The sequence below is a fragment of the Herbaspirillum sp. C7C2 genome (assembly GCF_022627865.1).
Lineage (GTDB): Bacteria > Pseudomonadota > Gammaproteobacteria > Burkholderiales > Burkholderiaceae_D > Herbaspirillum > Herbaspirillum frisingense.
On sequence record NZ_JABXGI010000010.1, the window covers coordinates 43,963 to 57,269 of the forward strand.

Below are 13,307 nucleotides of genomic sequence, written 5' to 3' on the forward strand. Positions count from 1 at the left end.
TAGAATGCGGGCTTAGCACTTTAACACCGCCGTCCCACATCCCTCTTCCATGGCCGCCATGCCTCTCTACAAACAATTTGCCGACCAGCTGGCGGCCTCGATCCGCGCCGGCGTGCTGCGCCCGGGCGAGCGCATCGCCTCGGTACGCATTGCCAGCCAGCAACACAAGGTCAGCGTCACGACCGTGGTACGCGCCTACGAACTGCTGGAAAGCCAGGGCATCATCGAAAGCCAGCCGCAATCCGGCTACTTCGTACGGGCCCAGGCCGAGACCGTGGCCATGCCCGTGGCCAAGGCCTCGCGCGAGGATCACCCGGCCTGGCAGGAATCGACCGAGGTCGACGTCAGCCGGCTGGTCCTGGCCACGCTCAGGACTATCCAGCAGGACGGTACCGTGCCGCTGGGGTCGCCCTACCCCAACCCGGCGCTCTTCCCCTCGCACCGGCTGGCGCAGTACGCCGGCAAGATCGCCCGCCATGCCAGCCAGTCCAGCGTGTTCGACGACCTGCCGCCGGGCCATCCGGAGCTGCTGCGCCAGATCGCCCGGCGCTACCTGGAAAACGGTCTCAAGGTCGCCCCCGAGGAAATCGTCATCACCGTCGGCGCGACCGAGGCCATCAACCTCTGCCTGCAAGCCGTGGCCAAGCCGGGCGACACCATCGCGGTCGAGACCCCGACCTTCTACGCCATGCTGCACGCCATCGAGCGACTGGGCATGCGGGCGCTGGAAATCCCCACCGATCCCGAGCGCGGGATGGACGTCGGGGCCCTGGAAGAATGTCTGAAGACGCAAGCCGTGGCGGCCTGCATGGTGATGCCCAACTTCCAGAATCCACTCGGATTCCAGATGCCGGACAGCGAAAAGGAAAGGCTGGTGCGCCTGGCCGAACAGCACCAGATGCCGCTGATCGAAAACGCCGTCTATAGCGAACTCTATTACGGCAATGCGCATCCTTCTTCGCTGAAGAACTACGACCGCGACGGCCTGGTGCTGCACTGCTCGTCCTTTTCCAAGAGCCTGACCTCCGCCTACCGCATCGGCTGGGCCATGCCCGGCCGCTACCGCGATCAGGTGGAAAAGCTCAAGTTCCTCAACACCCTGGCTACGCCCACCGCGCCGCAACGGGCCATCGCCGAATACCTGACCCAGGGCGGCTACGAGCGCCACCTGCGCCGGGTACGCCGCGCCTTTGCCCAGCAACGCGAGTTGATGCGGCACTTCGTGCTGCGCTTCTTCCCGGAAGGCACGCGGGTCTCCGCGCCCGAAGGCGGTTATGTGCTGTGGGTGGAGTTGCCGCCGCAGGTGGATGCGATGGAGCTGTATCGCCGCAGTCTGGCACTGGGCATCACGGTGGCGCCGGGACGCATCTTCGCGGCCACCAATCGCTACAGCCATTTCATCCGGCTCAACTACAGCTATGACTGGTCGAGGGAGATCGAACAGGCCCTCAAACTGATGGGCAAGCTGGTGCAGGAACTGGCGGATTGAGTTGTCTGCGGCTGCTCACGGCGGCGGTGGCGCCTAGGTCGCTCAGGTAGCGCTTACTGAGGCGGCGGCACCAGCAAGCTGACGCTGCCGGTCCCGTCCTCGTTCATCGCTACCTGCACCACGCCGGCCTCTTCCAGCGCCGACAGCAGACGCCGCAAGGTACTCATGCGCAGTTGCGTGCGCTTGGACAGGCGCGCCAGTGACAGCGCGCCGCCCTCCTTCTCTTCGGCGTCGGCCTGCAAGGTCTCGACGATGAGCAGTACCTCGGGCGGGACGCCCAGTTGCCGCGCCCGCTCCTGCAGGTCGCCGCTGCCCGGGTCCGCCGAGTCCGCCATGTCTGCCATGTCTGCCATGTCCACCATCTCTGCTTACGCCGCCGTGCGCTGCACCGCCGAACGCGCCAGCAGCACCGGAATCGACTTCGAGGTCGGCGTGCGGGCCTGGTCGGCAAAGCTTTCCAGCGGCACCAGCGGGTTGGTCTCGGGATAGTAGCTGCCGATGCAACCGCGAGGAATGTCGTAGGCCACCAGCAGGAAACCATCGGCGCGACGTTCCACGCCATCGTCCCAGACGCTGGTGATATCGACCCACTCGCCATCCTTCAAGCCCAGCATCTGCAGATCGGCCGGGTTGATGAACACCACCCGGCGCTGGCCGAACACACCGCGATAACGGTCGTCCATGCCATAGATGGTGGTGTTGTACTGGTCGTGCGAACGGGTGGTCATCAGGGTCAGCAGCTTCTCGCCGTGGATCGCCCGGGCACGATGGATGGGGGTGTCCTTGGGGATGTCGAGGACCATGAAGTTGGCCTTGCCGGTGCTGGTCTTCCAGACCCGGTCACGCGAGGCCACGCCCAGGTGGAAGCCACCCGGATTGGCGATGCGTTCGTTGTAACCCTTGAAGGCGTCGTAGACCTTTTCGATGGCATCGCGGATGCGAGAATAATCCTCTGCATACCACAGCCAGTCGATCTGCGGACCGTTGCTGCGCGACTGCATGGTGGCCTGCGCGATATGCGCCACGATGGCGGTTTCCGACATCAGCTGCTCGGAAGCCGGCTTGTTGATGCCATAGGAGACGTGCACCATGCTCATCGAATCCTCCACCGTCACACCCTGCGGACCGGACTTCTGCATGTCGATCTCGGTGCGGCCCATGGTGGGCAGGATCAGCGCATCACGGCCATGTACCAGGTGACTGCGATTGAGCTTGGTGGTGATATGCACCGTCAGGTTGCAGGAGCGCATGGCCTCGAAGGTGCGCGGGGTGTCGGGCGTGGCCATGGCGAAGTTGCCGCCCAGGCCGATGAAGACCTTGGTGCGCCCTTCCAGCATGGCCATGACCGAGCCGACGGTGTCGTTGCCGTGGTGACGTGGCGCCTTGAAGCCGAACACCTGTTCCAGGCGATCCAGGAAGGCCGGGGTCGGCTTTTCGTCGATGCCCACGGTGCGGTCGCCCTGCACGTTGGAGTGACCACGCACCGGGCACAGGCCAGCGCCCTGGCGGCCGATGTTCCCGCGCAGCATCATCATGTTCGACAGCAGCTGGATGGTGGCCACCGCATGCTTGTGCTGGGTCAGGCCCATACCCCAGGTGGCAATGACCGCCTTACCCTTGACATAGACCTGGGCCAGCTTTTCGATGTCGTCACGGGAGACGCCGGATTCCTCGACGATGTCGTCCCAGCTTTCGCCACGCGCCTGGGCGGCGAACGCCTCGAAGCCGGCGGTATGTTGCTCGATGAAGGCCACGTCGATCACGCGCTCGGTGCCTGCGGCCAGGGCAGCGTCGTCCAGCTCGATGGTGCGCTTGATGACGCCCTTGATCAGTGCCAGGTCACCGCCCAGCTTGGGATGGATGAACATGGAGCTGATCCGGGTGCTGCCCATGGTCAGCATCTCGACCTTGCTTTGCGGGTCGGCAAAGCGCTCCAGACCGCGTTCCTTGAGCGGATTGATGGCGACGATGGTGGCGCCGCGCTTGGAGGCGTGACGCAGCTCGCCCATCATGCGCGGGTGGTTGGTGGCCGGGTTCTGGCCGAACAGCAGCAGCGTGTCGCAGTGGTCGAAGTCTTCCAGCAGCACGGTGCCCTTGCCGACCCCGACAGTCACCGGCAGGCCCACGCTGGTGGGCTCGTGGCACATGTTGGAGCAGTCGGGGAAATTGTTGGTGCCGTACTGGCGCACGAACAACTGGAACAGGAAAGCCGCCTCGTTGCTGGCGCGGCCGGAGACGTAGAAGTCGGCCATGTTCGGATCGGGCAAGGCATTGAGATGCTGGCCGATCAGTTCGAAGGCAGCACTCCACTCGATCTTGCGGTACTTGTCGGTGGCGGCGTCGTAGACCATGGGATGGGTCAGGCGGCCGTGTTCTTCCAGTTCATAGTCCGACTGCTGCATCAGCTCGGCCACGGTGTGCTGGGCGAAGAAATCGGGCGTCACCCGCTTCTTGGTCGCCTCGGCGGCCACCGCCTTGACGCCGTTTTCGCAGAATTCGAAGGTGGAGGTATGCTCCCGGTCCGGCCATGCACAGCCGGGGCAATCAAAACCGTCCGGCTGGTTCTGCGACAACAGGGTGCGCAGCCCCTTGCCATCGGCCACGTGTTCCTTGACCAGGTTCAGCGCCACGTATTTCAGTGCGCCCCAGCCGCCTGCGGGTTGATTGTATTGCTCGATTCTTGGTTTGGAAGGCATGATGTCTCGGGTCGGAGTGGAGTCCAGTGTAGGTGAAGTCTAGGTCACACCAAACCAAACAGGAATGCACAGGAACGCACGCCGGATTCAAGTACAGTGCAGGTCAAGCAAGCTGCTCAACCATCCCTCGCGCCCCCGCCACCGACCCTTTATCTGGCGACGCCATGCGCCCGATCATCTCAGTCGTCCAGCGGCAAGGCCAGGGTTTCCTTGATTTCCTCCATCACTACATAGCTCTTGGACTGCGCCGCCCCCGGCAGCTGCAGCAGGATATCGCCCAGCAGCTTGCGGTATTCGGCCATGCCCCGGATGCGGGCCTTGATCAGGTAGTCGAAATCGCCCGAGACCAGGTGGCATTCCTGCACCTCGGGAATGCGCAGCACCTCGCGCCGGAACTGCTCGAACATGTTGCCCGACTTGTGGTTCAGCGTGATCTCCACGAACACCAGCAAGGTCGCCCCCAGTGACTCCGGATTGACGCGCGCGTAATAGCCGGTGATGACCCCATCGCGCTCCATGCGCCTGACCCGTTCGATGCAGGGCGTGACCGACAGCCCGACCTGCTCGCCCAGCTCCTTCATGGAAATGCGCCCATCCTTCTGCAGCACCGCCAGGATGCGGTGATCAAGCTTGTCGAGGGTACGGACGGACTGCTGCTGGGTTCTCATGGGATTTTTCCTGTTTCAGCGCGATTTAAATTATTTCTTCCTGAAATCATCAATAAATACGCGAACAAACACTATTTATTCGCCCATATCATAGCTGAATCTTCTAATCCAGCAGCCTTTTGCAGCGGCATCATTGAAAACGGGGAATCAACATGCGCGTCGTCATTCTTGGAAGCGGTGTCATCGGGGTCACCAGCGCCTGGTATCTGGCCAGGGCCGGCCATGACGTGACCGTACTGGACCGCCAGCCCGGCGCCGCGCTGGAAACCTCCTTCGGCAATGCCGGCCAGATCTCCCCCGGCTATGCCTCTCCCTGGGCTGCACCCGGTATTCCGTTGAAGGCCATCAAGTGGATGTTCCAGGAACACGCCCCGCTGGCCATCCGCCCGGACGGCACACTGAACCAGCTGCGCTGGATGTGGCAGATGCTGCGCAACTGCAATGCCGAAAGCTATGCCGTCAACAAGGAACGCATGGTGCGCCTGGCCGAATACAGCCGCGACTGCCTGCGCGCGCTGCGCGCCGATGTCGGCATCCCCTACGAAGGCCGCGAGCAAGGCACGCTGCAGCTGTTCCGCACCCAGGAACAACTGGATGGTGCCGCCAAGGACATCGCCGTGCTCAAGGAAGCCGGTGTTCCCTTCGAACTGCTGCGTCCGGACCAACTGGGCGGCGCCGAACCGGCGCTGGACAAGGTGCGCGGCAAGCTCACCGGCGGCCTGCGCCTGCCCAATGACGAAACCGGCGATTGCCAGCTCTTCACCACCCGCCTGGCCAAGATGGCCGAACAGCTGGGCGTGAAATTCCGCTACGACGTCTCCATTGATGCGCTGGCCATGGCCGGCGGCAAGATCGCCGGCGTCGTCTGCGGCAAGGAACTGGTGCAGGCCGACAGCTACGTGGTCGCCCTGGGCTCCTACTCCCCGCAGTTGCTCGCCGATGTACCGGGCCTGCCCGCCATTCCGGTCTATCCGCTCAAGGGTTACTCGATCACCGTGCCCATCACCGACGCCAGCGCCGCCCCGGTCTCGACCATCCTGGACGAAACCTACAAGATCGCCGTCACCCGCTTCGACGACCGCATCCGCGTGGGCGGCATGGCCGAAATCGTTGGCTACGACACCACCCTGAAGGCCAAGCGCCGCGCCACGCTGGAACTGGTGGTCAACGACCTCTTCCCCGGCGCTGGCGACACCCGCCAGGCCAGCTTCTGGACCGGCCTGCGCCCGATGACCCCGGACGGCACGCCGGTGGTCGGCGCCACCCCGGTCTCGAACCTGTTCATCAACACCGGCCACGGTACCCTGGGCTGGACCATGTCCTGCGGCTCGGGACAACTGCTGGCCGACCTGATCTCCGGCCGCCGTCCCGCCATCGCCCATGAAGACCTCTCGGTCGAGCGCTACATGCAAACGGGCGGCCGGGCGCAGGCCCCGCGCCTGGCAGGTGCCTGATCCGGGCTGACGACAGGGCCCACGCCCTGCGTCCTCACCCCGATAGTCTCTTCTGCATCCCTCGCAGAATGGTTGGCCGGAGCGAAATGCCCCGGCCTTTTTTATGGCCGCCGCTCAGCGGCTGCGACGCACCACCCCCAGCGCTGCCGGATGGGCCGACGGCACATGCCCAGTCATCTTCCTGAACATCGTGGAAAACGCCGCCGGCCGTTCATAGCCCAGGTCATAGGCGATCACCGTCACCGAATGCCCCAGCGCCAGCCGCGAGATCGCATTGACGATGCAGGCCCGCAAACGCCATTGCTGGAAACCCATCCCCGTCTGCGCCAGGAAACGGCGATTGAAGCTGCGTTCGCTCGTGTGCAGTTGCTCCGCCCACTCCCCCGGACGCGAGCGGATCGACGGCGCCATCATGAAGCTGCGGCACAGCGCGCCCAGCCTTTCCTCCTGCGGCAGCGGCACGTGGACAGGAATCTCGCGGGCACGACCGATCTCGGCCAGCAGCAGGCGCATCAGGTCTTCTTCCCGGCTATTGGGCGCGTAGAGCGGATCGATGCGGGTCGCCTCGATCAGCAATTCACGCAACAAGGGCGGCACCTCCAGCACCTGGCAGGTCTGCGCCTGGCGCGGCGCGTGCTCGGGCTCCACGAAGGCACTGCAGGTCGTCACCGGCAGCAGCATGCGGCTCAGGTGCTCACGCCCGGACGGAATCCACACCGCGTGCTGCGGCGGCACCACCCAGGCCCCATCCTGCGTGACCACCTGCATCATGCCCGCCAGCCCGAACAATAATTGCGCCCGCCGATGACTGTGCAGGGGCTGCAGCGAACCGCTGGGATAATCGGCACCCGCCACCACCACCGGCCGTGCAATCTCCCCCACGCGGTCGATGGGCAGGGTCGGCGGAGCTGGCGTGGGCTTGGGCATGTGTCAACCGGTGATGGCGCAGATTCAAACATTATTGACCAATGATCGAAAGTCAGTCAAACCCCCTTTGCTCTACTGTGCTCACTTCTGCAGGGCTTTCACCAACCGGCTTTCGACATGAACCCACCCATTCTTTCCGGCATCCTGGTCGCGCTGATCTGGGGCATCCAACCCGTGATCTCGCGCTACGGCTACCAGCAAGGGCTGACACCCTACGACGCCACCCTGGTGCGCTACCTCACCAGCGGCCTGCTGATGCTGCCCTTCGCCTGGCGCCGCGGGCTCATCGGCGCCTGTGGCGTGGGCTGGCGGCGCGGATTGGTGCTATTCCTGCTCTCCGGCCCCTTGTTCAGCCTGGTGCTGGTCGGCGGCGTGAACTATGCCCCGGCCTCGCATGGCGCGCTGATCCATCCTGCGCTCACCCCGCTGTTCGGCATGGCGATCAGCCGCTTCGTCTTCCGGCAGCACGAGCGCATCTCGCCGTGGGGCGTGCTCCTGCTCTTGGCCGGGCTGGTGCTGGTCGGTCTCAATGGCATCCTGGCCAGCGGCCTGACCCCGGCAGGCGCCTGGCGCGGCGACCTGATGTTCGTCCTATCGGCCCTGATGTGGGCCTGGTACCTGGTCCTGAACCGCAACTGGCAGGTCGCCCCGCTGGATGCGGTGGCGCTGACGCAGGTACTGTCGCTGGCCTGCACGCTGGTGGCCTTGCCCTGGCTGGGCGAAACCACCTTCAGCAAGCCCCTGCCCGCCCTGGCGCTGCAGAGCGCCTATCACGGCCTGCTGGTGAGCATCCTCAGCGTGGCCTTGTTCAACTGGGTGGTTGCGCGGCTTGGGGTGCGGGCGCTGATGCTCAATGCGCTGTCGCCACTCTTCGGCGTCGCGGCCTCGGCCTGGGTGCTGCAGGAGCCGTTGTCGGTGTCGATGATGGTGGGGGCGGTGGCGATCGTGGCGGGATTGGGGATGGCGTTGCGGGGAGACAAGGCGCAGAGCGGACAAAGCGGACCACAACACCATCTCACCAGAACCTCGCAAGGGGGAGATCGCGCGTGAACGCCCGAAGCGCCACAGCCGCACTGACCGGTGGCTTCAGCCTGCAGTGGTCGTTCTGAGCTAGTCGTTCTGAGTTAGTCGTCCGAGCTAGCTCGACGTGCGGGAAAAGTCCCACACCATCCCCGGCCAATGGCTGACTGTCGGCCGGGGCGGCTTGCTCAATAATGGCCGCCATGGACCATTGCCGGATGTCCCGGCGCCGCGTCCGAGGAGACCATCATGGACCGCAATGCTGCTCCCCCCGCCGATGCCCGTCACCAGGACGAGGCCGCCGACATCGCCCGTGCCAACCAGCTGCGCTACGTCAACGACGAGATGCCGGGCATCCGCCGCAGCCGCCATGGCAAGGGCTTTGCCTATCACGATGCGCAGGGCGCACTGATACGCAATGCCGAAGTGCTGGCGCGCCTGAAGTCGCTGGCCATTCCACCGGCCTGGGAAGAGGTGTGGATCAGCCCCCATCACAATGGCCATATCCAGGCCACCGGGCGCGATGCGCGCGGTCGCAAGCAGTACCGATATCACGCCCGCTGGCGCCTGGTGCGCGACGACGCCAAATACCTGCGCATGATCAGTTTCGCCCGCGCCCTGCCCACCATCCGCAAGGTGGTGGAGCAGGATCTGCAGCGGCCCGGCCTGCATCGGCAAAAGGTATTGGCGGCGGTGGTGCATCTGCTGCAGAGCACCTTCATGCGGGTCGGTAACGACGAATACGCGCGCCAGAACAAGTCCTTCGGGCTGACCACGCTGCGCCATCGCCACGTGCGGGTCGATGGCAGCGATGTGCTGTTCCGCTTCCGTGGCAAGAGCGGGGTGCAGCATGACATCAAGCTGCACGATCCCTATGTGGCGCGCATCATCCGCAAGATGCGTGAGTTGCCGGGGCAGGAGCTGTTCCAGTACGTGGATGACGACGGTGAGCGGCACTGCATCGATTCCGGCGACGTCAATGCCTATCTGCGCGAGGCGGCGGGCGAGGATTTCAGCGCCAAGGATTTCCGCACCTGGGCCGGCACGGTGCTGGCCACGCTGGCGCTGCAGGCCTTCGAGCGGGTGGACTCGCAGGCCCAGGCCAAGCAGAACGTGGTCCGCGCCATCGAGAACGTGGCCCGCCGGCTGGGCAATACGCCGTCGATCTGTCGCAAATGCTATGTGCACCCGGCGGTGATTGAAAGCTATCTCGATGGCAGTTTTGCCGAGCTGCTGGAAGAACGCGTGCAGGCCGAACTGGTGCAGGAGCTGCACGACCTGTCGCCGGAAGAGGCGGCGGTGCTGGCACTGCTGCAACAACGCCTGCACGAAGCCGATGATTCCCCTGCACGCCGGCCGGCGCGCAAGAAAGCGACCCGCCGGACGAGCAGCACTGCGCGCAAGGCTGCACACGGCAGCGCGCACGCTGCACCGGCCTGATCGGCAGGATCGTTGCCCTCAGCGGGCGCGACGGAAGGTCAGGTTATAGCGGCAGCGGCCGGTGAGCGGATGCTCGCCGTCGCGCAGCACATCCACGCCATGAAAGGCCAGCCGCGCCGGGCCGCCCCAGACCACCACATCCCCACTCTCCAGCCGCATGCGTTGCGGCTTGTCGCTGCGTTCCATGCCGCCAAAGAGGAAGGTCGCCGGCAAGCCGAGCGAGACCGAGACGATAGGCTGCTGCATGTCTTCTTCGTTACGGTCCTGGTGCAGCGACATGCGGGCGCCAGGATCGTAGCGGTTGACCAGGCAGGCGTCCGGCAGGAAGGGAGCAAACCCGGCCGCCTCGGCCGCCCGCTGTGCCAGTGCGACGAATGCAGGCGGCATGTCGGGCCAGCGTTGCCCGGTCACCGGGTCCAGCGTTTGGTAGCGATAGCCACGACGGTCGGTCACCCAGCCGAATTGCCCGCAATTGCTCATCGCCACCGACATGCGAAAGCCGCCCGGCGTCTGCATGTTGCGCAAGGGGGAGTGTGCCAGCACGGTATCGATGGCAGCCACCAGCGTTGCAGCCTCCTCGTCGCTGACGAAGGCGCGCAGCAAGGTCGCGCCCTCGGTGATGCTCTCGATGTCAGGCTCGCGGGGCAGCGCGGCAAACAGGTCACCGGTCACGGCGCGGCCTTGGTGCGCGGGGGCGGCGTAGCGATGAACTCGGTGACCGTCTCCAGCGTCGGCGCCAGGAATCGCAGCGGCCGTGCCAGACTGCCTACCAGGGAGGCGTGCGAGGTGTTGTCGAAGTAACGTTCCTCCACCGGCACCTGCTGTGCGCGCAGCAGTGTGGCCAGCCCGCCCGTGTTGCGGGTGGCCGATACCAGCTTGTCCTTGTGCGAGGCGATCAGCAGCGCGGGTGGCGCACCAGCCTGGACGTGGCGCACCGGTTGCGAATCAGGCGGCGAGTCGGGGGCAAAGAATACCGGCTTGACGTCCGGGTTTTCGATGGGCAGGAAGTCGTACGGCCCGGCCAGGCCGATCCATCCACGCAAGGCATCCGGCGAGGCGCCGGCCTGGCGCAGCCAGCGCGCGTCCAGGGCCAGCATGGCCGCGTTATAGGCGCCGGCACTATGCCCCATGATGAAGACCCGTTGCGGATCGCCGCCCAGTTCGCGCAGGGAACGCAGGGTCCAGGCCAGGGCCTGGGCGCTGTCCTTGAGGAAATCCGGATAACGGACTTCGGGATAGACGCGATAGTCCGGCAGCACGGCGATGATGCCGCGAGAGCTCAAGGCTTCGCCGACGAAGGCGTAGTCCTTGCGGCTGCCTTCATTCCAGCTGCCGCCATAGAAGAAGACCACCACCGGCAAGCCCTTGGCGCTCGCCGCGTCGGCCTGCGCGGCCGGCCGGTAGATGTCCAGCTTCTGGCGAGGATGGTCGCTGTCGGCGTAGGCCACGCCTTCGGTCTTGATGTAGCTGGAGCTCGGGGTAACCGCGTTGATGGCCGACAGCGGCGAACAGGCGATCAGGCCACCCAGGACCAGCACCGCGCCGGTGAGGGCGAGGCCGGCCTTGCCAAGAACATGCATGCACGACTCCTGCAATATGAAGTAACAGCCATTGTAGCCGCCTCTGCCCGCGCCTTCAGGCGGGCTTGCGGTTGGCGGTGGCTGGCTACGGCTGCGACTGCGGTTGCGGCGGTTGCGGCGGTTGCGCCACTGCCTCGCGCGCCAGCAAGGCCGCCTTGCGCTCGATGCCCCAGCGGTAGCCGGACGGTGATCCATCCTGGCGCACGATGCGATGGCAGGGAATCAGCAAGGCAATCTCGTTGTGCGCGCAGGCGCTGGCCACCGCCCTCACCGCCGCCGGCTGGCCGATGCGGGCGGCCAGTTCGGCGTAGCTAAGGGTCACCCCCGGCGGTATCTCGCGCAGGGCCTGCCACACGCGCTGCTGGAAGGCCGTGCCACGCACGTCCAGTGGCAGCGTGGCGCCACGTTGCGGGTCATCCAGCGCGGCCAGCACCTGCACCAGCGTCTGCTCGAAGGCGGCATCGCCCGGCGCCAGTTCGGCCTGGGCAAAACGGTCCTGCAATTGCTGCACCAGGACCTCGGCATCCTCGCCCAGGGTGACGGCGCAGATGCCCTGCTCCGTGGCCGCCACCAGCAAGGCGCCCAGCCAGCATTGCGCCACCGCGAAACGGATTTTTTCGCCACGGCCGCCGTGGCGGTAGGCCGTCGGCTTCATGCCCAGGTCGGCATGGCGGTGGGCGTAGAAGCCACCGCTGGAATTGAAGCCGGCTTCGTAGAAGGCCTCGGTGACACTGGCGCGTGATGCCAGTTGCTGACGCAGGCGCTGTGCCCGCCTGGCGTCGCCATAGGCCTTGGGGGTCAACCCGGTGTGGGCCTTGAAGAGCCGATGGAAGTGGTAGCGGCTCAAGCCCACGGCCTGGGCCAGGTCCTCGGTGGCGGGCGCCTGCTCGGCGGCTTCGATCAGGCGGCAGGCCTGGGCAATGGCCTGGGCCTGGCGTTCCTGCAGCGGTGGCAGGTCGGGCCGACAGCGCTTGCAGGGGCGAAAACCAGCCGCTTCGGCAGCCACGCCACTGGCGTGAAAGGCCACGTTCTTGCGCAAGGGCGTGCGCGCGCCGCAGGAGGGCTTGCAATAGACGCCGGTGCTCTTGACCGAATACCAGAACAGGCCGTCGAACGCCGGGTCGCGGCGCTGCACGGCCAGCCAGCGTTGCTGGTCGGCGAGGGACGGGTCGGTCAGTGACGGGTCGGCGGATGCGGGGACCGCCTCCGTGGAGGGCGCGGGGGACGTTGGGGGCCTGGAAATCATCGGGGAGGTCGTGCTCGGCATGGGGTGCTCCTGCTATCGGGTCAGGATGATTCTAGGCGCCCCTGGTGGCGTCGCACTCGGGCGCTTGCTTTTGAATTCGCAGGCGGCCCACCCTTTGCGTTCACGCCCTCATTGGGAGAAGCGAATGCGCTGGCGCGACTTCACCGGCTGCATGACGTGTTCCAGCGGCAGTTCGTGGGACTGCTTGACCTTCTTGAGGGTGATGTTGGATTTGACGTTGGTCACGCCAGGCAGGCGCAGCAGCCGGCTCATCATGAATTCGGAAAACGCCGCCAGGTCGGGGGCGACAATGCGCAGGATATAATCGCCCTCCCCCGTGACGGAGAAGCATTCGGTGACCTCTGGCATCGTTTCCACGGCTTTTTCGAACAATTCGCCCCGGGTTTCGCCCTGGCGATCCAGGGTCACGGTGGTGAAGGCCGTCACGCCCAGGCCGACCACTGCCGGGTCCAGCACGGCGGTGTAGCGTTCGATGACGTGGGCTTCTTCCAGTCGCTGCACGCGACGACTGATCTGGGAGGTGGACAAGTGAACTTTCAGTCCCAGTGCACTGTTGGTAATATGTCCGTCACGCTGCAACTCGGTCAGCAAGGCCAGATCGTAGCGATCCACATTGATGATGCTCATTTATCTCTCCAATTTTCTTATTTAAGATTTATTTGTGCATATTAACCCCTAATTTGCGCAAAAAACAATCACAAATTGCAGTGGCGACGCAATAAACTCCTCGCATGGGCCGGGCTTGCCGGCCTTTCCAATCCGAGGA

12 protein-coding genes are annotated in these 13,307 nt (G+C 65.1%); 4 read left to right on the forward strand and 8 right to left on the reverse strand.

From position 1 onward, the window contains the following. Window positions 1-49 precede the first annotated feature (49 nt). Window positions 50-1,489 carry an aminotransferase-like domain-containing protein gene (locus tag HWE04_RS14615; protein WP_241812834.1) on the forward strand — a complete coding sequence of 480 codons (1,440 nt, stop codon included), beginning with the start codon at window positions 50-52 and terminating at the stop codon, window positions 1,487-1,489. 53 nt (window positions 1,490-1,542) lie between these two features. Here HWE04_RS14615 and HWE04_RS14620 read toward each other — a convergent pair whose 3' ends face one another. The 3 genes from HWE04_RS14620 to HWE04_RS14630 all read right to left on the reverse strand — a co-directional run bounded on the left by HWE04_RS14620 (window position 1,543) and on the right by HWE04_RS14630 (window position 4,853). Beyond that, window positions 1,543-1,842 carry a helix-turn-helix domain-containing protein gene (locus HWE04_RS14620; protein ID WP_241812835.1) on the reverse strand — a complete coding sequence of 100 codons (300 nt, stop codon included), beginning with the start codon at window positions 1,840-1,842 and terminating at the stop codon, window positions 1,543-1,545. Window positions 1,843-1,857: 15 nt separating this feature from the next. After that, window positions 1,858-4,185 (reverse strand): FdhF/YdeP family oxidoreductase, encoded by a 2,328-nt coding sequence (locus HWE04_RS14625; RefSeq protein WP_241812836.1) that lies wholly within the window; start codon window positions 4,183-4,185, stop codon window positions 1,858-1,860. Window positions 4,186-4,364: 179 nt separating this feature from the next. After that, the gene (locus HWE04_RS14630; RefSeq protein ID WP_006464533.1) at window positions 4,365-4,853 is read right to left on the reverse strand and encodes an Lrp/AsnC ligand binding domain-containing protein; all 489 of its coding nucleotides are present in this window, start codon (window positions 4,851-4,853) and stop codon (window positions 4,365-4,367) included. Window positions 4,854-5,005: 152 nt separating this feature from the next. Between HWE04_RS14630 and HWE04_RS14635 the strand changes: the two genes are divergently transcribed. After that, entirely contained in the window at window positions 5,006-6,307 is a 1,302-nt protein-coding gene (locus HWE04_RS14635) for a D-amino acid dehydrogenase (protein ID WP_077238235.1), read from the forward strand. Window positions 6,308-6,421: 114 nt separating this feature from the next. On the opposite strand, the gene HWE04_RS14640 is transcribed toward HWE04_RS14635, so the two are convergent. Continuing rightward, entirely contained in the window at window positions 6,422-7,234 is an 813-nt protein-coding gene (locus HWE04_RS14640) for an AraC family transcriptional regulator (RefSeq protein WP_241812837.1), read from the reverse strand. A 117-nt stretch (window positions 7,235-7,351) separates the two neighbouring features. Between HWE04_RS14640 and HWE04_RS14645 the strand changes: the two genes are divergently transcribed. Both HWE04_RS14645 and HWE04_RS14650 read left to right on the forward strand, forming a co-directional pair. Then, window positions 7,352-8,284: a DMT family transporter gene (locus HWE04_RS14645; protein WP_241812838.1), complete on the forward strand. Its 933-nt coding sequence runs from the start codon at window positions 7,352-7,354 to the stop codon at window positions 8,282-8,284. A gap of 219 nt (window positions 8,285-8,503) precedes the next feature. Continuing rightward, the gene (locus HWE04_RS14650; RefSeq protein ID WP_241812839.1) at window positions 8,504-9,694 is read left to right on the forward strand and encodes a DNA topoisomerase IB; all 1,191 of its coding nucleotides are present in this window, start codon (window positions 8,504-8,506) and stop codon (window positions 9,692-9,694) included. Between the two features lie 18 nt (window positions 9,695-9,712). Here the strand turns inward: HWE04_RS14650 and alkB are convergent, their stop codons facing one another. The 4 genes from alkB to HWE04_RS14670 all read right to left on the reverse strand — a co-directional run bounded on the left by alkB (window position 9,713) and on the right by HWE04_RS14670 (window position 13,168). Further along, the gene (gene alkB, locus HWE04_RS14655) at window positions 9,713-10,366 is read right to left on the reverse strand and encodes a DNA oxidative demethylase AlkB (RefSeq protein ID WP_241812840.1); all 654 of its coding nucleotides are present in this window, start codon (window positions 10,364-10,366) and stop codon (window positions 9,713-9,715) included. Next, on the reverse strand, window positions 10,363-11,274 hold the full coding sequence (locus HWE04_RS14660) for an alpha/beta hydrolase (RefSeq protein ID WP_241812841.1): 912 nt from the start codon (window positions 11,272-11,274) through the stop codon (window positions 10,363-10,365). Before HWE04_RS14660 ends, alkB begins: the two co-directional genes overlap by 4 nt. 85 nt (window positions 11,275-11,359) lie before the next feature. Next, window positions 11,360-12,541 (reverse strand): bifunctional DNA-binding transcriptional regulator/O6-methylguanine-DNA methyltransferase Ada, encoded by a 1,182-nt coding sequence (ada, locus tag HWE04_RS14665; protein WP_241812842.1) that lies wholly within the window; start codon window positions 12,539-12,541, stop codon window positions 11,360-11,362. A 108-nt stretch (window positions 12,542-12,649) separates the two neighbouring features. Then, window positions 12,650-13,168, reverse strand: coding sequence for an Lrp/AsnC family transcriptional regulator (locus HWE04_RS14670; protein ID WP_006464522.1), 519 nt, complete (start codon window positions 13,166-13,168; stop codon window positions 12,650-12,652). Window positions 13,169-13,307: the final 139 nt, after the last annotated feature.

What these genes read in the sequence shown, in the direction of transcription:
- HWE04_RS14615 (WP_241812834.1), top strand. Translation starts at nt 50, where the DNA reads ATGGCCGCCATGCCTCTCTACAAACAATTTGCCGACCAGCTGGCGGCC.
- HWE04_RS14620 (WP_241812835.1), bottom strand. Translation starts at nt 1,842, where the DNA reads ATGGCAGACATGGCAGACATGGCGGACTCGGCGGACCCGGGCAGCGGC.
- HWE04_RS14625 (WP_241812836.1), bottom strand. Translation starts at nt 4,185, where the DNA reads ATGCCTTCCAAACCAAGAATCGAGCAATACAATCAACCCGCAGGCGGC.
- HWE04_RS14630 (WP_006464533.1), bottom strand. Translation starts at nt 4,853, where the DNA reads ATGAGAACCCAGCAGCAGTCCGTCCGTACCCTCGACAAGCTTGATCAC.
- HWE04_RS14635 (WP_077238235.1), top strand. Translation starts at nt 5,006, where the DNA reads ATGCGCGTCGTCATTCTTGGAAGCGGTGTCATCGGGGTCACCAGCGCC.
- HWE04_RS14640 (WP_241812837.1), bottom strand. Translation starts at nt 7,234, where the DNA reads ATGCCCAAGCCCACGCCAGCTCCGCCGACCCTGCCCATCGACCGCGTG.
- HWE04_RS14645 (WP_241812838.1), top strand. Translation starts at nt 7,352, where the DNA reads ATGAACCCACCCATTCTTTCCGGCATCCTGGTCGCGCTGATCTGGGGC.
- HWE04_RS14650 (WP_241812839.1), top strand. Translation starts at nt 8,504, where the DNA reads ATGGACCGCAATGCTGCTCCCCCCGCCGATGCCCGTCACCAGGACGAG.
- HWE04_RS14660 (WP_241812841.1), bottom strand. Translation starts at nt 11,274, where the DNA reads ATGCATGTTCTTGGCAAGGCCGGCCTCGCCCTCACCGGCGCGGTGCTG.
- ada (WP_241812842.1), bottom strand. Translation starts at nt 12,541, where the DNA reads ATGCCGAGCACGACCTCCCCGATGATTTCCAGGCCCCCAACGTCCCCC.
- HWE04_RS14670 (WP_006464522.1), bottom strand. Translation starts at nt 13,168, where the DNA reads ATGAGCATCATCAATGTGGATCGCTACGATCTGGCCTTGCTGACCGAG.